Raw genomic sequence first — 18,657 nt, forward strand, 5'->3', positions numbered from 1 at the left:
TTCACCGTGTTGATCCTCGGACGCCTGCCAGTGATCTGGACCGTTCCTCTGCTCTCGGTCTGTCTGGCGGTCCTGCTGGCCCGCCCCGCTTCCGCACAGGAAGAGACTGTCGAAACGCCTGCGGTGGAAGATGCGAGTCTCAAGGAAACCCAGCAGTCGATCGCGGCTCGGTATCAGCGGTTTTCAAAGACCCTCGCTCAGCTGCATGGCTATATGAAGGAGACCGATCCAGCTCGTGCGGAACTCCTGATGCGCGTCATCGGCAAGAGCAACGAGGCCAGGATTGATGGCCAGATGGACGTCCTGCTTGAACTTCTGACAGCAGAGACGCCGCAGTACGCTGGTGTCGTGGAGCGGCAGGAAGATCTCATCGAGTCGCTGCTCACATTGCTCGATGTTCTCCAGAGTGAAGATGAGCTTGAGCGTCTCGGCAGCGAAATCGAGCGGTTGCAGGCTTTGATTGGCGATTTGAACAAGCTCGTCATCCAGCAGAAGGAAGTCCGGGCGGGGACCGAACGCGGCCGCCCCGGGCAGAGCCTTCAGCAGGATCAGCAGGACGTGACCGAGAATACGCAGAAGCTGGCCGAAAAAATCGACAAGCAGGACGAGCAGCGTCGCGAAGAAGCCGAGAAAGCCGGCGGTGACCAGAAATCGCAGGAAGGCTCCGAAAGCAAAGACAGCGAGAAAAGCGAACAGAACGGGGAGAAGAAGCCTTCGGAGCAGAATGGCGAACAGAAGCCGAAAGAGAGCGATCCGAAGAATACGGAGTCGATGCCCAAAGAGGGCGAGCAGAGTCCTTCGCAGGGCGAATCGTCCGACTCGGAAAGCAAGCCTTCCGAACCGCAGGACTCGAAGCAGTCCCCGTCTCAGCAGCAACAAAAGCAGCAGGGACAGCCTCAGGATCAGCAGCCTTCGGAAGGTTCCGAGCAGGATCAGCAGAATTCCGAACAGCAGCAACAACAGAAACCTCAGGATCAGCAGCAGACCGCTGGCCGCGAAGAAGTCGAGTCGGCCATCGAACGGATGCAGAAGGCGATCGACGAGCTGAAGAAGGAGCAGAAAGACAACGCCTCACGCGAGCAGGATCGGGCGATTGCCGAGTTGGAAAAAGCGAAGGCTCAGCTCGAAGAGATTCTGCGTCAGCTTCGTGAAGAAGAACAGAAGATCATGCTGGCTGCCCTCGAGGCGCGGTTCCGCAAGATGCTGCAGTTGCAGATGGCGGTTCGAAAAGCCAGCGGACAGATTCACGACATTCCGGCGGAACAGCGTGTGCCCCGACATCGGGCCCGCTCGACTCAGTTGGCTCGAGACGAGCAGGATATTGTCGTCGAAGCCGACAAGGCACTCGTGCTCTTCCGTGAAGAGGGAACCTCGGTGGCCTTCCCCGAAGCGGTGCTCGAACTCCGCGAGGATATGCGGACAGTGGCCGAGCGTCTGAACAAATTCCAGATCGACGACATCACCATTGCGATCGAGGACGACATTATCGAGGCGCTCGAAGAAATGGTCGAAGCTCTTCGACGCGAAATGGAAAAGCTCGAAGAGAAAGACGAGCAGGGCGATCAGCAACAGGGAGAACAGGGCGATCCGGCGCTGATCGATCTGATTGCAGAACTGAAGCTGTTGCGGTCGCTGCAGTATCGGGTGAATCGACGAACGCGTCAGTATGGACGTCAGATTGATGGCGAACAGGCCGCCGATCAGGAGCTGCTCGATCTTCTCGACCAGCTGTCGATCCGACAGGCCCGAATCCAGCGGGCGACCTACGACCTTTCGACAGGACGCAACGAATGACCAGACCGTTCCAGTCAATCTTACAGTGGTTTGGCATCGGCTGTTGGGCCGTTGCCATCGCTCTCGTCGGTCAGGCGATGACGCCGAATCGAGTTGCTGCTCAGAATCAGTCAGACGCTGACCAGAACTATCAGGCGATGTCGCACGACGAAATCGCTGCCCGATGTGAAGCCTGGATCGCCGAACAGTCGGCGGAGAATGTGGAGCCGTGGAAGCAGTTCGCTGAGGCTCACTCCAGTCTGCCGGCAACAGAACTGATCGCTGCTGCCGTTCGTCTTTCGGGGCCGGAACTTGGAGATTTCGTCGACCGCGTTCGCAACGCTTCTTATCGGGAACTGTTGGAAGCCCACGAATCCGGCCTGCCGGCTGTGAACGATCCGTGGATTGAAGTGAACTTCCGCTGCTGGTTTGTCGATCAGTTGACTCAACGCCAGATGTATGAAGAGGCACTGGAACAACTGACCGGTCTCGACCCTTCGCTGCTGGCGGAGCCTGCGGGGTACTTCTTCCAGAAGTCGGTATGTGCCCATCAGCTACTGCAGAAGGAGATCGCGAGCGAGTCGCTGAAGACGTTGCTGACCGACTGCGAATCGCTGCCGACGCGCTACCGCATGCTCGGCGAACTGATGCAACAGGACATGGCCCGCTGGGAAGACAAGAGTCTCGATGAGATCTCCCGGAAGATGAAAGATGTCGAGCGACGGCTCGATATCGGCCGCAGTGGGCAGAAGGTTCAGAAAGTCGAGGAAGAGATCATCGAAACACTCGACGAACTGATCGCCAAACTCGAACAGCAGGCGAGCGGTGGGGGCGGAGCGGGAAACAGCTCGCAGAACAATCCGAGTTCGCCCTCTCAGGACAGTCGTGTCAAAGGGCAGACCGCTCCTGGTGAAGTCGATGAGAAAGATCTCGGCAAACAGGCCGGCTGGGGAAATCTTCCTCCGAAGGATCAGGCCAAAGCCAAGCAGATTTTGGGAACCATGTTCCCGCCGCACTATCAGCGTGCGATCGAAGCGTATAACCGCAAAGCCGCTCAGCGGGATAATCAGAACCCTTAGAAGGAAACGGAAGTCCTATGCCCTTTGGATTCGATCTTGTCCGTTTCATCGCCGGGAGCTGCGCGGCTCTGTGTCTGTTCGTCTCCTCTGCGTTCGCGGTCGATGTCGCGACGATGGACGGGAAGACAATTACTGGCGAACTCAGCGATCTCGCCAGCGAGCAGCTCGTCCTGGAGTCTGGCGGAAACGTGAATGCGATTTCACTTGACCGCGTCATGACTGTCAGCTGGCCGGAGAACAAGGCGAAACCCGCAGCCGGCGGCAGCGCCTCTCAGCAGATTCGCCTGACAGATGGCTCGCAGCTTCGCGGCAGTCAGGCAACAGGAGACGGGTTGACCGTTTCGTTCGCCTCCAGTGCATTCGGAACCATCAGCGTTCCTTTCCGGAATGTGAAATCGCTGCTCCTGAAGCCGTTGGATGATGTCACCCGTGAACCGTGGCAGGAGTTGCTTTCGAAAACAGCAGCCGATGATCGGCTCGTGATCCGTAAGGGGGACGTTCTCGATTTCCTTCCCGGCGTAGTCACCGAGTACAATGAGTCCGAGATCTCCTTCCTTTATGATGGCAGCGAGATCGACGTCCCCATTGCCAAAGTATTCGGCATCATCCACGCCGTGGCGATGCAACCCGGGACTCAGGCTCGGTGTGCTGTTGAGACCGTGACCGGGGAGCGTCTGCTCGTCCAGAGTGTCGCTCTGCAGGGGCAGGAGTTAATCGCCAGCACCGGGCCGCAGCAGCAGATTCGATGTTCGACTGAGAACATTTCCCGCCTCGATTTCAGCCTCGGGCGAGTCGTTTATCTTTCCGACCTGACACCTGAAGGCACCGAGTACACTCCGTTCTTCGATACGATCTGGGAATACCAGCGGGACCGTACTGCGGATGGAAAGCAACTGCAGTTGGGCCGGGAGAAGTTCTCGCGGGGGCTCTGGATTCATTCCAGGACGGAGCTGACTTATCGCCTCGCCGGGGAGTACACGCGACTGCATGCGGTGATGGGAATTGACCATGGAGTGGCTGCCGCCGGGCATGGTGATGTCGACGTGATCATTCGCGGCGATGACGAAGTGTTGTATCAAGGCAATGTGAATGCCCGCATGGATCCCATCCCGCTCGATCTTCCCCTGAGCGGCAAACGCTTCCTTTACATTACGGTCGACTTTGGCAAGGGACTTGATATTGGCGACCACCTGGATCTTGTGGATGCACGACTACTTAAATAGATATCTGACCGCTGCAGTCGCTTCGATTGTTGCCGCTCTGCTCTGCCTGGGGGGAGCAACCAGACTCGCTGCGCAGATCGAACTTCCGCCCGAAGTGATCGCCGCTGAACAGCAGCGGATCGAAGTCATCGACCGGATCAGCCCGACTGTCGTGGCGATCTTCCCGCCCGATGGCCAGGGAGGCGGCTCTGGCGTGTTGATTTCGCCGAATGGACTCACGCTGACGAACTTCCACGTCGTCGATGGAGCCGGGCCATTCCTCAAGTGTGGTCTCAACGACGGCAAAATTTACGATGCCGTGCTGATGGGAATCGATCCGACGGGTGATGTCGCCATGATTCAGCTGCTCGGGCGGGACGATTTTCCGTTTGCCCGTCTGGGCGACAGCGATACCGTTCAGGTTGGCGACTGGGCGCTGGCGATGGGCAATCCGTTTCTGCTGGCTGAAGACTTTCAGCCGACGTTGACGTTCGGCATGGTCAGTGGGGTGCAGCGGTATCAGTATCCGGCCGGGACGTTTCTTGAATACACCGACTGCATTCAGGTCGATACTTCGATCAATCCCGGGAATTCCGGCGGGCCGCTGTTCAACGAACAGGGCGAGGTCGTCGGGATCAATGGCCGGATTTCCGTAGAGAAGCGCGGTCGCGTGAATGCCGGAGCCGGGTATGCGATTTCGATCAATCAGATCAAGAACTTCCGCGACCATCTTCAGAGTGGACGCGTTGTCGATCATGCCACGCTTGGAGCGACCGTAAGGTCCGACGAGTTCTCGACCGTGATCGTCGATACGATTCTGGAAACGAGCAGCGCCTACTTCTGTGGACTCCGTCGCGGGGACGAGATTATCTCCTTCGGGGGGCGTCCGATCGGGAGCGTCAATCAGCTGAAGAATGTGCTCGGGATCTATCCGAAAGGCTGGAAGATCCCGCTGGTCTACCGCCGCGAGGGCGAACGGTTCGAGATCTTCCCCCGTCTGGAAGCCCTGCATTCGACGGGTGAACTGCTTGAGTTTGCTGGTGAACCTCCCATGCCGGCCAATCCGGACGACGAGCCGAAGGAAGAGATGCCGATCCCCATTCCGTTGCCGCACGGCAAGAAGCCGATCGTAATTCCGGAAGAGCACAAGCATCTCTACGAGGGGCGGCTCGGTTTCGTCAACTACCACTTCAACCGGACTCGCCAGGACAAACTGCTCAACGGCATGAAGTCGCTCGGCGATTTCGGAGGCCCGGACCGCAAATGGACATTCACCGGGCAGATTGCCGGCGGAGCCGAGTTCAGGCTCGTGCTTGCCGAGTTTGCCTGTCTGCTCGAACTGCCGCAGGAACAGCGTGCCTTTCTGATGGACCTTGGCCGACCGGAAACGTTTGTCGCAGGTCTGAACTCGGAAGGCATGCTGATGGCTCTTTACGAGTGGCAGCAGTTTATGACGAAGGGGAAGGATGCCTTCACCGAGATGTACTACGTCGGCAGCGAACCGCTCGACGGCGTTGGGCAGCGGGTCGATGTTCTGTTTACTCTCGATTCAGAACGCGAAATCCGCTGGTACTTCGATCAGGGAGCCGGGCAGCTGGTCGGCTGGGATGTGCGACTGCGGCCTGATATGCCCGAATGCGGCATCCGTATTCCAACGTGGAAGCCGGATCAGCCACACTCCACGCCGGTGCAGTTCTCGGTCGTTGTCGACGGAAAGCCGGCGACTATCTTTGAAGTTAAGTCCATGGAAACTGGCGACGTGGAGAAACCGGCTCCCTGAGCCGCCGCGACGCATATCTGAAATAGACCGCATGTTCTGGAATAATATTCAGCGTGATCTCCGACTGACTCCGCTCTGGTGTGCGCTTCTCGTTCTGCTCGTGTCCGCACCCGTTCGCGGCGACCAGCAGGAGACGCTGAGCGAGGTGTTGCCGAAGACGGTGAAGCTTTACGGAGCCGGCGGGCTGGCCAATCTGGCGAGCTACGGCACCGGAATTCTGATCTCAGCCGATGGCCACATTCTCACGGTCTGGAACCATCTGCTCGATACCGATTCGGTCGTCGCGGTGCTCGATAATGGGCGACGTCTGCCCGCGACATTTGTCGCCGGCGCCGGGGAAGCCGGCCTGGCGGTGCTCAAGATCGAGGTTCGCAATGCTCCCCACTTCGATTTGAGTAAGCTCGCACAGCGAGGGCCGGGAACGCCGGTGCTTGGCTTCAGCAATATGTTCAATGTCGCAGCCGGCGATGAGCCGGTTTCCGTCATTCACGGCGTCATCGCCATGGTCGGTCCCCTGCCCGCTCGACGAGGCCGGTTCGACATGACATATAAGGGCGATGTGATCGTGGTCGATGCCGTGATGAACAATCCGGGCGCGGCCGGCGGGGCACTGACGACTTCGACGGGGGAACTGCTCGGGATCATCGGGAAAGAGATTCGCGACAGCCGCTCCAACCTGTGGATCAACTACGCCATTCCGCTGTACGACTTCCGCGAGACGATCGGGCAGCTTGTCCGCGGAGAAGTTGTGACCGGAGACCGTGTCGAGTTGCCGCCTGTCATTCGTCCGGTCGATACGATGCCGATGGGCTTTCGGCTCGTTCCCGATGTCGTCGCCCGAACTCCCGCTTACATCGATGTCGTTCAGCCCGGTTCCCCAGCCGCCGAGTCGGGACTGCTGCAGGACGATCTGATCGTCCTTGCCAACGACGACCTCGTGCAGTCGTGCAGAGAGTTCTACGAACGGCTGCATCAGCTGCAGAAAGGCGACGTCCTCCGGGTGACCGTCCGCCGGGGCCGGGAACTGATCAATGCTGAGCTCATCGTTCCTGAGCTGAACTAGCCTGCTATAATGGTTCGTTTGGTGGGCCATCAAGCGGTCATCGGGCAGCCTGATGCGCACGTGCGGACGTCTTGTGGCTGCACCACTCCGGTTGAAACAGCCGGGGCGACCTGCAGAGATCTCAAGGCCAGTCTGGTCACCGTAGAAACATCGAAACCAGCCGCCTGGCTGTGGAGTTTTCATGTCTGGATTTGAACTTGTCAGTGAGTTTGCCCCCGGCGGGGACCAGCCGAAGGCGATTGATTCGCTCGTTCGCGGTCTCGAGGAAGGCAAACGCAATCAGGTACTCCTCGGCGTGACCGGTTCCGGGAAGACGTTCACGATGGCGAACGTCATCCAGAAACTGAACCGCCCGACGCTCGTGCTGTCGCATAACAAAACGCTGGCCGCCCAGCTGTACGCCGAATTCCGCGACTTCTTTCCGAACAACGCGGTCACGTATTTCGTGAGCTACTACGACTACTATCAGCCCGAAGCCTACATTCCGCAACGCGACATCTACATTGAGAAAGATGCCTCGATCAACGATGAGATCGACCGGCTGCGGCTGCTCGCCACCAGTGCGCTCGTCAGCCGGCGGGATGTGATTGTCGTGGCCAGCGTCAGTTGCATCTATGGCCTCGGTTCGCCGAAGGATTATCTCGACATGATGATCCCCCTGCGGATCGGCCAGCAGGTGAATCGAGACGAACTTCTGCTGCAGTTGATCGACATTCACTACGACCGCAACGACTATCAGCGGGCTCGCGGCAAATTCCGGGTGCGGGGTGATGTGATCGAGCTCTGGCCGGCGTATGAGGAGTTCGCGTATCGCATCGAGCTCTGGGGCGATGAAGTCGAGTCGCTGTCGATTATCGATCCGGTTTCCGGCGATGTGCATAAGATTCACAACGACATTTACATCTACCCGGCCAAGCATTTCGTGCTGCCGCAGAGCCGCATCGACAGCGCGATGGTCGAGATTGAAGAGGAACTCAACACGCGGCTCGAGGAGTTCCGTCGGGAAGGCAAGCTGCTCGAAATGCAGCGGCTCAGTGCCCGAACCCGCTACGACATGGAGCTGTTGAAAGAGACCGGATTCTGCCCGGGGATCGAGAATTATTCACGGGCGCTGGCGGGCCGCAAACCGGGCCAGCCGCCTTATACGCTCTACGACTTCTTCCCCGACGACTTCCTGATGTTCATCGATGAGTCGCACGTCACCCTGCCCCAGGTGCGGGCCATGTATGCCGGCGACCGGTCGCGCAAGCAGGCACTCGTCGATCACGGTTTCCGACTGCCGATGGCGCTCGACAACCGCCCGCTCACGTTCGACGAATGGAACGCCCGGCGGAATCAGGTGGTTTTCGTTTCTGCCACTCCCGCCGACTGGGAACTCGATCAGTCCGAAGGCGAGATCGTCGAACAGATCATTCGTCCGACCGGCCTCGTTGATCCGGTCGTGCACGTTCTCCCGGCTCGTCGACAGGTGCCCCATCTGGTCGAACAGATCAAGCTGCGAATCGAAAGGAACGAACGAACCCTGGTCACCACGCTCACCAAGCGGCTCGCCGAGGATCTTACGGGCTATCTGCAGGACGAGGGGCTCAAGTGCGCCTGGCTGCATTCGGAGCTCGATGCGATTGAACGGGTCGAGATCCTGCGGGAACTCCGCGAAGGTGTGCACGACACGGTTATTGGTGTGAACCTGCTGAGAGAAGGTCTCGACCTGCCGGAAGTGTCTCTGGTCGCGATTCTCGATGCCGACAAGGAAGGCTTTCTGCGAAACGACACAAGTCTGATTCAGACCATCGGCCGCTCTGCCCGGAACGTGAATGCCGAGGTGATTCTCTACGCCGACACCGTCACGCCGAGTATGCAACTCGCGATGGACGAAACGAACCGCCGCCGCGAGCTGCAGCTCGAATACAACCGTAAACATGGTATTACGCCGGAGACGATCAAGAAGGCGATCCGTCGCGGCATCGAAGACGAAATCGAAGCCCGTCAGATCGTTCAGAAAGCCGCCGGCGTTTCTTCAGAGACGGAATTCGTGACGCAGGAATACCTGAAGGCGATGGAAGGCGAAATGCTCACGGCTGCCGAGAACCTCGAATTCGAGCGAGCCGCCGAACTCCGGGACCGCATCGAGAAACTCCGAGAAAAAGTCGGCCAGGAGATCCCGGTGGGCGACAAAGACACGCCGGGGTTCGCACCGAAGGGGAATCGTCAGCGACGGAAGAAGACGGGGAGGAAGGGAACATCGAGGAAACGGCCGGGATGAATGCTTCTGTCTGAGATGCCGTTTCGTGGAGTTGCCTCGCGATCAGTGACATCGTTCGTTGAGCAACTACTCCCAACTCGTCTCCCGCAGCTGATCTTCCAGCCACTCCATCGCGGGGTGCGGCAGACCCTCGTGGCCGCCTTCGAAGATGGTGACTCGAGCCGGGCCGGCGTGGCGGCGGAGGTGGATGTCGACGTTGTATTCGGTTTTCGAGACGTTGTCCGAGGGCTGTGGCGCGACGAGCGGCTGTTCATTGCTGAGTTGCTTGATCTCGTCCTCAGTCACCTCTGGGCTTTCCTGCGCACGGGCGATGCGGTTGAAGGCGTTGAGGGTGTGCGTGATCGGCACCGAGCCGGTGTGGCCGTCGTGGATGCCGGCGTTCAGATCAATGGGGAGGTCGCCGGTGTTGCCGAGATGGAAAATGGGTGAGCGATTGCGATATCTCGCGTTGATTTCTTTGCTCTGTCCCGGTGGGCCGCCGAGGCTGCGTTCGATCATGCGGGCGTAGTTGCCGATCGGCGTGGTGCGGGCATGGAAGCGGTGCCATTCGGCCAGATCGCTGATGCCGACCCAGGCGGTAACGGCTGAGAACTTATCGGGATGATAGCCGGCCATCAGCATCGCCATGTGCCCGCCGCCGGAAGTGCCAGCCAGATAAATGCGGGAGCGGTCGATGTTCGCGTCTTCGAGCACATGCTCAATGCTGTCGAGGATGTCCTGCCGGGCGAGTTCCGAGCCGCACGCTTCGGGATGATCGTTCCGGCCACGGAAATTGGGATGCAGATAGACCCAGTTCCGTTCGACCGCTTCCTTCTGCCATTTGCTGTTGTTCTGCAGATAGTTCCCGCTCCACGAATGAAGGAAGACAAGGAGCGGCGTCGCTTCCGTCTTCGCCTGTTCGGGCATCCAGACGAGAGCGGGCTGCTCGGAATCGTCGAGCGTGCTGCGGAACTTGAACTCCGTGAGAGCCGGCAGATCGGCTGCTTCAACCGGAGTTGAGTAGAACAGGCAGAGTGCAATCAGGCAAATCAGGAGGCGGCAGGTGGGCATCGTCGAAGTCTCTTTGTCAGGAGTCAGCGCCGGGTGGGGACTTCGAGAATCTGATCTTCGAAGGTGACCCAGACGCGGTCGTTAGCGGACGGTTTGACGATACCACCATCGACGAACGAAGAAAACGCAGGCAGCACAAGGCAGCCCCGTGAATACCAGAATCCGTGACATTTCACCCGATGCGTATACCCTTCCTGCAGTTCAACACGCGGATGCAGATGTCCGGCCAGAACGAGTGGAGAATCGTCCGAGAAGTCCGCCGGTTCGTGCTGGCAGATGACGTTCTTCAACGCCACCGGAGCGGGCAGCGATTCGATATCCCATTCGGCGGGAAGATTCTTCAGGTGACGATCGTGATTGCCGCGAACGAGCGTGATTCGCAGTTCGGGATGAGTATGCCGCCATCCGGTGATAATGTCGACGAGCTGCGGGTCGACTCCGGTGTGGTGATGCGTCAGGTCACCCAGAACGACGAGATGGCGGGCGGAATGCTCATTAATGAGAGAAGAAAGACGGATCAGGTCAGGGGTGGCGGTTTCCGGAACCGGGATGCCGAAATGGCGGAACGTGCCGGCCTTGCCCCAGTGCAGATCGGCAGCGAAGAGCGTTTGTTGATCGGGCCAGAAGATCGCACGGTCGGCGAGGAGTTCAAGAGTGACGTCTTTGATCGTGATTGAAACTGATGAGGGCATCCCGTTTCCCTGTTCGCTGTGTTACGAGGCGGCCTTCTCAAGGACGAGTGACATGCGGGCGATGCGATCCTTCAGCTGTTCCGTGCTCAGCTTCTGTCGGAGGCGGTCAACAAACAGCGGAAATGCGAACGGAGTCAACCGGGGTGGGTAGACGATGCGGACGTCGTTCGACAGCAGTCGCTGCATTGTGCGACGCATGCGGGACTGGTCGAGCTGCTGTTCGAGAACTTCACGTCGCGACTGATGCAGCAGCAGGTTCTCGGGATCGTAGTTTGAGAAGACATCGAACAGGAGCCCGGTTGAGGCCTGCAGCTGGCGGGTGGTCCGCTGCTGGCCGGGGTAGCCATTGAAGACGAGGCCGGAAATGCGGGCGATGTCGCGGAACTGTCGTCGGGCCATCTCCGCCGCGTTCATGCTGTGGATGATGTCGTCTGCCATGGTGTCGAGACGGAACAGAAGCTCGCGGGGATCGTCCGGCAGATCGACCTTCTGCGGCGAGAGAAGTTCGAAGCCGTAATCGTTGACCGACATCGTGAACGAGATCGGCTCCCGCTGGGCGAGTCGATGAGCGACCAGTGCGGAGAGTCCCTCATGCACGAGGCGGCCCGCGAACGGATAGAAGAAGAGATGGTGCCCTTCTCGCGATTTGACCCGCTCGATCAGCAGTGAATCTCGCGAAGGCAGAGCCGACCAGTCTTCCTGCAGATCGAGAATCTCGCTGACCGCTTTGAGTTCCGGCGATTTGCGGTCGCCTTCGTGGTACTCACGCAGTTCCTGCAGGAAGGCATCGGCCAGTTCGGTCGACAGTGGCATCCGTCCACCCATCCAGCGGGGAACGGTTGTCGCGGCTTTCTTCGCCCTGCGGACGTGGACGATCATGTTGTCGATGCTGACAAACTCCAGCGACTTGCCGGCGAAGTGAAACAGGTCGCCCCGTTTCAGTTTGGCGACGAACGATTCCTCGACCGAACCGATGCGGGCTCCCTTCATGTATTTGACGGTCAGCGTGCCATCGCCGCAGATGGTGCCGATCGACAGTCGATGCTGCCGGGCCCGTTTGCGGTCGGTCAGTTCGAAGTGCTGACCATCGGGTGTTTCGAGTCGCGAGTATTCGGGGTAGGCCCGCAAAGATTCTCCGCCGGTGGTGGCGAAGTCGAGGGCCCAGTCGAACTCCTGCTGGGTAAGATTGCGGTAGGCCCAAGCCTGCCGGACTTCGTGCAGCAGGTCCTTCTTCCTGAAGCCGCCGCCGAGGGCGATGGTACACAGGTGTTGAATGAGCACATCGAGCGGTTTGTCCTGCGGGGAACGGGATTCGACGTTTCCGCTGAGGACCGCTCGGCGAGCCGCCGCGACTTCGACCAGTTCGAGGGCGTTGGTCGGCACGCAGACGACTTCACTCGTTTCGCCGGGACGGTGGCCGCTCCGCCCTGCCCTCTGCATGAGCCGGGCCACTCCCTTGGGACTGCCGATCTGGAAGACACGTTCCACGGGAGTAAAGTCGACGCCGAGGTCGAGACTTGACGTGCAGACGACGCATCGAAGACGCCCCGTTTTGACCGCGTCTTCAACCCACCGGCGTGTGTCCTGATCGATCGATCCGTGATGCAGAGCAATGGTTCCGGCCCATTCGGGACGTTGCTTGAGAATCGCCTGATACCAGAGCTCCGCCTGCGATCGGGTGTTCGTGAAGACGAGGGAGGTGCCGCCTTTCTCAACCTCGGTGAGCAGCTGGGGTAACTGTTTGAGTCCGAGATGGCCCGACCAGGGGAACCGTTCCATTGTCTCCGGGATGATGGAGCGGATGCGATACTTCTTATGGGCGTTCCCCTTGATCATCTGCGGCGGTCGCAACGGATTGGCCCCGACAAGCACGTCGGCTGCTTCAGTCAGGTTGCCGATGGTCGCGGAGAGTCCCCAGACTCGCAGGTCTTCGTTCCAGTTACGGAGACGGGCGAGTGCGAGTTCGGTTTGTGTGCCGCGCTTGGTTGAAAGCAGTTCGTGCCATTCGTCGACGATAACGGTGTCGACCTCGGAAAGCAGATCGCGAGCGTTCTTCCGAGCCAGCAGCAGCGACAGACTTTCAGGAGTTGTGACGAGGACTTCTGGCAGACGGGTCGACTGCTTCTGCCGAATGGAACTGGTGGTATCCCCGGTGCGCGTTTCGACGAGCCAGTCGAGTTCGAGATCATCGAGCGGCCGCTGAATAGCCGTGCTCAAGTCCGAAGCGAGGGCCCGCAGTGGAGTCAACCAGAGTAGTCGGCACTTTCGGCTGCGCGATCGTTTCGGCTTTCCAGTGGCCGGTTTCTGTCGCCGTGTTTTCAGGGCTTCGAGCAGTGGACCACCGAGGGCGGCGTAGGTTTTCCCCGTGCCGGTTGTCGCATGGACCAGCCCCGAGTCGCCGGCCAGCCAGGCGCGCCAGACTTTCTTCTGGAAGGGGAATGGAGCCCACTCCTGCCCGGTGAACCAGCTAGTCAGTTCATCCATCGCGAGGGAGCGAGCCGATTTGCGGCGAGCGGTTGATGCCATCAGCCCTGCTCCGCAGCAGAGGAGATCGTCTCGACTTCACCGGGCATCATTGCAAGAAGTGTCTCGAGTTGATCGGCGTCTTCGGGTTTCTTGTCTTCCCGCCAGCGGTGAATCCGCGGAAAACGGACGGCGACTCCGGACTTGTGCCGTGTCGATCGCTGAATGTTCTCGAAACCGAGTTCAAAGACGAGCTCGGCTTTCACGCTCCGCACCGGACCGAACCGCTCCAGGGTGTTGTTGCGAATGAAGCGGTCGACTCGGCGAATCTCGGCATCGGTCAGACCGGAATAGGCTTTGGCGAACGGCACCAGTGTATCGCCCTGCCAGAGAGCGAATGTGTAATCGGTGTAGAGACTGGCCCGGCGTCCGTGGCCAGCCTGCGCATAGATCAGAACCGCATCGATGGTGTAAGGCTCGATCTTCCACTTCCACCAGGTACCGGTCACGCGGCCGACTTCGTAAGGAGCCGACTTCTTTTTGAGCATCAGTCCTTCGACCGCGAGATCCCGCGATCGAGTCCGTTCTTCAGCGAGCTCTTCCCAAGCGTTACCGGTAACTTGCGGAGAAAGCATGAGCCGACTCTCTTCATCGGCTGTCAGGATCGTCTCCAATTGCCGACGACGCTCTGCGAACGGCTGCTGGCGGATGTCTTCGCCTTTGAATTCGAGAAGATCAAACGCAATGAACCGGATCGGCACATCCTTCATGATCTTCGGGCCGACCTTCTTGCGATTGATTCGCTTCTGGAGATCGCCGAACGGAAGTACGCGACCGTCCTTCCAGCCGAGCACTTCGCCGTCGATCACCGTTCCTTCCGGGAGTGCGAAGATGTCATCGTCGAGTTCCGGGAAACGCTCATTGAGAAGTTCTTCGCCACGCGACCAGAGGAAGAACTCTTCGCCGCGCCGGAGAATCTGAGCCCGGATGCCATCCCACTTCCACTCGGCATGCCAGTCGTCGAGGGAGCCGAGTGACTCGGGCGGATCGTTCAAAGCGTGCGCCAGACAGAATGGATAGGGCTGACTGAGTGCGGTTTCGCCGGCATCGGGCGAGATGAGCTGATTGAAGAACTGAGGCGTCGGTTCCCATGTTCCCATCATGCGATGAGAGATGAGGTTCGGTTCCAGTTCGAAGGCCATCGAGAGGGCCTTGATGACCGACCGTTGAGAGACGCCGATGCGAAGTCCGCCGGTGATCAGCTTGTTGTAGACGAATCGAGACCAGCTTCCGAGTTCACTCCACGCCTGTTGAAGGAGGAGTCGCTGCCCTTCTTCCTTCATCGATCCGAGCGGGAGGATGCGTTCTTCGAACCACTCGGTCAATGTGCCGGAGACGGTCTCTTTTTCGCCTGAGCCCAACACAAGGGCGATCGTTTCCGCCAGATCGCCGACCGTGTGATAGCATTCTTCGAAGAGCCAGTCGGGCAGCTCCGCCAGTTCGGCACTCCAGCGGCGGAGGTCGCCATGTTTGACCAGCCGCTTCAGCCGGCGTCCACTGAGGACGTAAACCGCCCAGGCCGCATCGGGGGCGGGGGCTTCGAGAAAGTAATCCCGCATCGCCTCCAGTTTCTGACTGGTGCGAGTTGTCTCGTCGAGGCGTCGAAAGAGTTGGCAGAACTGTTCCATGTGAGATTATAGACAGAGTGAGATTGTAGACAGGCGGACGAAATCCGAAGTGGCAGTTCGTAGCAGTGATTTGCCGCTGTTACGGGGCTGTTGTCTCCTCGTCGTCGCCAGAGCGGTCGTCGTCCTGTTCTCCTTCGTACATGGTGTCGAGTTCTGCCGCCTGGTAGCCGTGGTTGTTCAACCAGTGAACGAGCGGGCGTTTGTAACCGTGCGTGACGTAGACCCGTTCGGCTCGTGTCTGCTCAATGGCATCCAGCAACCCCGGCCAGTCGGCGTGATCAGAGAGGACGAAGCCTCGTTCGATGTTGCGTCTCCGCCGTTGCCCGCGAACGGTCATCCACCCCGAGGCGAACGCGGACGCATAGTTGCCGAACTTGCGCAGCCAGGTTGTCGTCTGAGCGGAAGGAGGCGCGATGATCATCGCCCTGCTCCAGTCTTTCTTATCGTCTGCCCGGCCGGCGTATTCGGTTGGCGGAAGATCGATCTCACATTCGCGATAAGCCGCGTTGATCTTCTCCACCGCCCCATGACAATAGATGGGCCCGATTTCCGGATTGAGCCCACTTAACACCCGCTGGGCTTTTCCGAATCCGTAGGCAAAGATCACGGAAGGGCGTTCTTCTGCGGCATTCTCCTGCCACCAGCGATTCATACTGTCGAAGACGTCCTGCTGATCGGGCCAGTGATAGATCGGCAATCCGAACGTCGACTCACTGACGAACGTATGGCAGCGAACGACTTCGAAGTTCTCGCAGGTGCGATCAGAATCAAGTTTGTAGTCGCCAGAAACGACGCAGACCTGCCCCTGCTTCTCGATGCGAATCTGCGAGGAGCCAAGCACGTGACCGGCGGGATGAAAAGAGACTTTCACCCCATTGATCTGCAGTGTCTCGCCGTAGGGCAACGACGAGATCTCACTGTTTGCACCCAATCTTCGTTCGAGTACGGGTTTGGACTGTTCCGAAGCCAGATACTGTTCGCTCCCCCAGCGGGCGTGGTCGCCGTGCGCGTGCGTGATGAGCGCCTTCGGCACACCCCGCCAGGGATCGATGTAGAAGTCTCCTGCTTCGCAGTAGAGCCCTCGATCGGTGAGCGTGAACAGTTCCGATGCTGATGGAGGGAGCGCGTCGATCACAGATTGTAGTATCCGATCGCAAAGTACTTTCGGGGATCAATCCAGAGCTGCTGTTCCTGGAAGCCAGCCCGTTCGAGCATGTCGCTGAAGTCCTCAATTGAGTACTTGTGCGAATACTCGGTGCAGATCGATTCCCCCTTTTCAAAGTGGAACTGATGATCGCCGACCCGAGCGGTCTGTTCGCATTCACTGACGAGGTGCATCTCGATTCGACTCGCATTCTCATTGAAGATGGCTCGGTGCCGGAAGTTCTCAATATCGAATGTTCCGCCGAGTTCGTTGTTGATGCGATGCAGCAGGTTCAGATTGAACGCCGCAGTCACCCCGCGACGGTCGTCGTAAGCGCGTTCCAGAACATTCACGTCTTTGCGAAGATCAAAGCCGATCAGGAGACCGCCATCCGGTTGAACGAGATGGGCGATCTGCTCCAGCAGTCGTTGTGCGACCGGGACTTCGAAGTTACCGATTGTGGAGCCGGGGAAATAGACGACCCGACGCTGCCCGTTATCGGCTTCGGGCGGCAGGTCGATGGATTGACAGAAATCGGCATGCAGCGGCGTCACGTTGATCTGCGGGAAATCGAACGCGATCTGTTCCGCACAACGAAACAGGTGCTCGCGGGAAATATCGATCGGCACGTAACTCGTTCCCGGGGCCGCGTGCTCCAGCAAGAGCCGCGTTTTCAAACTGCTCCCGGCTCCCGGTTCGATGATCATGCTGTTCGGGCCAATTGCATCGGCCATCTCTTCGACGTGACGCTCCATGATCTGCATTTCAGTTCGCGTCACATAATATTCGTCAAGTTCACAAATCTGATCGAAGATGCGACTGCCTTCTTCATCGTAGAAATACTTGCTGGAGAGTCGCTTTCGACGCTGGGAGAGTCCCCGGAGGACGTCGGAACGAAATTCCTCAATGGCCTGAGCTTCGGTTGCCGTTGTCAGACTGTGCTGGTTCATAAAGGCCCTTCTCTGCGAGCTTGGAATATGTGTGAACTGGTCCGATCACTTCGCAAGGCGTATGCCAGAAAACTGCCAGCGGGCTTCCGGCGGGAAGAAATTCCGATAGGTCCCGCGAATATGGCTTCCCGGCGTGACGCAGGAGCCGCCTCGAAGGACGTACTGATTGCACATAAACTTGCCGTTGTACTCGCCGATCGCCCCCGGCGGCGTGACGTATCCCGGATAGGCGACGTAAGGAGAAGCCGTCCACTCCCAGACATCGCCGTACGTTTGCTGCAGGTGGAATTGCGAATCGCGTTTCGCCGGCTGCGGGTGGAATGTTTCCGACTCCACGAAATTGCCGGAACGCGTCGCAGGACAATCCCCGACAAGGGCCGCCACTGCGGTCTCCCATTCCCCTTCCAGCGGCAGGCGATAACCGGCCCAGCGGGCAAAGGCATCCGCTTCAAAGAAGCTGACATGGCAGACCGGCTCGTGTGGGGCGATCGGTCGCAAACCGGACAGCGTGAACTGTGACCAGCCATCTCCGGTCGAATGCCAGTAGAGGGGCGCCCTCCACCCTTCCTGCTGACAGACGTTCCAACCGAGCGAAAGCCAGAACTCCGGCCGCTCGTAACCGCCATCCCGCATGAACTCGAGATACTCGGAACTGGTCACCAGTCGGCTCGAAAGCTGGAAAGGTTCGAGCAGCAGCCGATGACGAGGAAGCTCGTTATCGAAGCGAAATCCTTCCGGGCTGGCTCCGATTTCCACGATTCCTCCTTCACAACTGACCCAGTGCTGAGGAGGCGGTTCGCCTGTTGCGCTCTTCGCGGCGTCCTCCCGGTAGACCGGATGCAAAGGATTACACGAAAGCATGTGTTTGATGTCGGTGAGAATCAGCTCCTGATGCTGCTGTTCGTGATTCAATCCGACTTCAAGCAACGACCGCAGTTCCGCATCGTCCCCATTCTGTTCGAGCAGTTCGAGCATCTGCTCATCGACAGCTCGTCGATAGTGCCCCACGTCCTCGACGGTCGGACGCGATAAGAGTCCTCGTTGATGCCGCGGAAACTGTTCGCCGACACTGTTGTAGTACGAGTTGAACAGCACTTCGAAAGCGGGATTCACCGGCCGGTAATCAGGCCGAAACTTCTTGAGAATGAACGTCTCGAAGAACCAGGTCGTGTGAGCACGATGCCAGCGGGCGGGACTGGCATCCGGCATCGATTGAATCACCTGATCTTCCGCGCAAAGCGGTTCACAGAGTGCTTCGGTCTGATGGCGGACCGTCTGATAGCGGCGGACCAGTTTCGAGATGTCGACGGACTCAGCGTGGGAAATCACTGGCGAGGAAATGGCAACGTTCCTTGATGTGAAAACGGGACGCGAAATGACTGATCGGAGCGGCACGTGCAGTTCCAGTCGCATGCTTCGTGTCGCATTTTTCATGCCTGCTCCTCAGGGAAAGTCGACACCATCCATAGTAGACGCCCTCCGCTGGAATGCGACCCCCTCTCGGGAAAGC

The 18,657-nt window shown here is 58.9% G+C and carries 13 protein-coding genes; 6 read left to right on the top strand and 7 right to left on the bottom strand.

The annotated features are described in order from the left end of the window. Window positions 1–6 precede the first annotated feature (6 nt). The 6 genes from L1A08_RS10820 (at window position 7) to uvrB (ending at window position 9,160) form a co-directional block, all read left to right on the top strand. Window positions 7–1,794: a hypothetical protein gene (locus tag L1A08_RS10820; protein WP_238756409.1), complete on the top strand. Its 1,788-nt coding sequence runs from the start codon at window positions 7–9 to the stop codon at window positions 1,792–1,794. After that, window positions 1,791–2,852, top strand: a complete 1,062-nt coding sequence (locus L1A08_RS10825; protein WP_238756410.1) for a hypothetical protein — start codon at window positions 1,791–1,793, stop codon at window positions 2,850–2,852. Before L1A08_RS10820 ends, L1A08_RS10825 begins: the two co-directional genes overlap by 4 nt. Before the next feature lie 17 nt (window positions 2,853–2,869). Continuing rightward, window positions 2,870–4,075, top strand: a complete 1,206-nt coding sequence (locus tag L1A08_RS10830; RefSeq protein WP_238756411.1) for an NPCBM/NEW2 domain-containing protein — start codon at window positions 2,870–2,872, stop codon at window positions 4,073–4,075. Further along, a complete protein-coding gene (locus L1A08_RS10835) occupies window positions 4,056–5,834 on the top strand; it encodes a S1C family serine protease (RefSeq protein WP_238756412.1) in 1,779 nt (592 codons plus the stop codon). The genes L1A08_RS10830 and L1A08_RS10835 overlap by 20 nt, the downstream gene beginning before the upstream one ends. Window positions 5,835–5,865: 31 nt before the next feature. Further along, a complete protein-coding gene (locus tag L1A08_RS10840) occupies window positions 5,866–6,897 on the top strand; it encodes a S1C family serine protease (RefSeq protein WP_238756413.1) in 1,032 nt (343 codons plus the stop codon). 181 nt (window positions 6,898–7,078) lie between these two features. Next, window positions 7,079–9,160: an excinuclease ABC subunit UvrB gene (gene uvrB / locus L1A08_RS10845; protein ID WP_238756414.1), complete on the top strand. Its 2,082-nt coding sequence runs from the start codon at window positions 7,079–7,081 to the stop codon at window positions 9,158–9,160. A gap of 66 nt (window positions 9,161–9,226) precedes the next feature. Here the strand turns inward: uvrB and L1A08_RS10850 are convergent, their stop codons facing one another. The 7 genes from L1A08_RS10850 to egtB all read right to left on the bottom strand — a co-directional run bounded on the left by L1A08_RS10850 (window position 9,227) and on the right by egtB (window position 18,581). Continuing rightward, entirely contained in the window at window positions 9,227–10,210 is a 984-nt protein-coding gene (locus L1A08_RS10850; RefSeq protein WP_238756415.1) for an alpha/beta hydrolase family protein, read from the bottom strand. A gap of 23 nt (window positions 10,211–10,233) precedes the next feature. Further along, a complete protein-coding gene (pdeM, locus tag L1A08_RS10855) occupies window positions 10,234–10,902 on the bottom strand; it encodes a ligase-associated DNA damage response endonuclease PdeM (protein WP_238756416.1) in 669 nt (222 codons plus the stop codon). Between the two features lie 21 nt (window positions 10,903–10,923). Then, window positions 10,924–13,428, bottom strand: coding sequence for a ligase-associated DNA damage response DEXH box helicase (locus L1A08_RS10860; RefSeq protein ID WP_238756417.1), 2,505 nt, complete (start codon window positions 13,426–13,428; stop codon window positions 10,924–10,926). Then, window positions 13,428–15,053, bottom strand: a complete 1,626-nt coding sequence (locus tag L1A08_RS10865) for an ATP-dependent DNA ligase (protein WP_238756418.1) — start codon at window positions 15,051–15,053, stop codon at window positions 13,428–13,430. The genes L1A08_RS10860 and L1A08_RS10865 overlap by 1 nt, the downstream gene beginning before the upstream one ends. Before the next feature lie 79 nt (window positions 15,054–15,132). Beyond that, the gene (locus L1A08_RS10870; RefSeq protein WP_238756419.1) at window positions 15,133–16,188 is read right to left on the bottom strand and encodes a ligase-associated DNA damage response exonuclease; all 1,056 of its coding nucleotides are present in this window, start codon (window positions 16,186–16,188) and stop codon (window positions 15,133–15,135) included. Next, window positions 16,185–17,147, bottom strand: coding sequence for an L-histidine N(alpha)-methyltransferase (gene egtD, locus L1A08_RS10875; protein ID WP_238756420.1), 963 nt, complete (start codon window positions 17,145–17,147; stop codon window positions 16,185–16,187). The genes L1A08_RS10870 and egtD overlap by 4 nt, the downstream gene beginning before the upstream one ends. 45 nt (window positions 17,148–17,192) lie before the next feature. After that, the gene (gene egtB / locus L1A08_RS10880; protein WP_238756421.1) at window positions 17,193–18,581 is read right to left on the bottom strand and encodes an ergothioneine biosynthesis protein EgtB; all 1,389 of its coding nucleotides are present in this window, start codon (window positions 18,579–18,581) and stop codon (window positions 17,193–17,195) included. Window positions 18,582–18,657: the final 76 nt, after the last annotated feature.

The sequence above is a fragment of the Rubinisphaera margarita genome (assembly GCF_022267515.1).
In the GTDB taxonomy this organism is placed as follows: Bacteria; Planctomycetota; Planctomycetia; order Planctomycetales; family Planctomycetaceae; genus Rubinisphaera; species Rubinisphaera margarita.

Bases quoted from the DNA above. Each gene is read 5' to 3' on its own strand.
- uvrB (WP_238756414.1), top strand. From the start codon at position 7,079: ATGTCTGGATTTGAACTTGTCAGTGAGTTTGCCCCCGGCGGGGACCAG.
- egtB (WP_238756421.1), bottom strand. From the start codon at position 18,581: ATGAAAAATGCGACACGAAGCATGCGACTGGAACTGCACGTGCCGCTC.
- L1A08_RS10865 (WP_238756418.1), bottom strand. From the start codon at position 15,053: ATGGAACAGTTCTGCCAACTCTTTCGACGCCTCGACGAGACAACTCGC.
- L1A08_RS10830 (WP_238756411.1), top strand. From the start codon at position 2,870: ATGCCCTTTGGATTCGATCTTGTCCGTTTCATCGCCGGGAGCTGCGCG.
- L1A08_RS10860 (WP_238756417.1), bottom strand. From the start codon at position 13,428: ATGGCATCAACCGCTCGCCGCAAATCGGCTCGCTCCCTCGCGATGGAT.
- L1A08_RS10825 (WP_238756410.1), top strand. From the start codon at position 1,791: ATGACCAGACCGTTCCAGTCAATCTTACAGTGGTTTGGCATCGGCTGT.
- L1A08_RS10850 (WP_238756415.1), bottom strand. From the start codon at position 10,210: ATGCCCACCTGCCGCCTCCTGATTTGCCTGATTGCACTCTGCCTGTTC.
- pdeM (WP_238756416.1), bottom strand. From the start codon at position 10,902: ATGCCCTCATCAGTTTCAATCACGATCAAAGACGTCACTCTTGAACTC.
- L1A08_RS10840 (WP_238756413.1), top strand. From the start codon at position 5,866: ATGTTCTGGAATAATATTCAGCGTGATCTCCGACTGACTCCGCTCTGG.
- L1A08_RS10835 (WP_238756412.1), top strand. From the start codon at position 4,056: ATGCACGACTACTTAAATAGATATCTGACCGCTGCAGTCGCTTCGATT.
- egtD (WP_238756420.1), bottom strand. From the start codon at position 17,147: ATGAACCAGCACAGTCTGACAACGGCAACCGAAGCTCAGGCCATTGAG.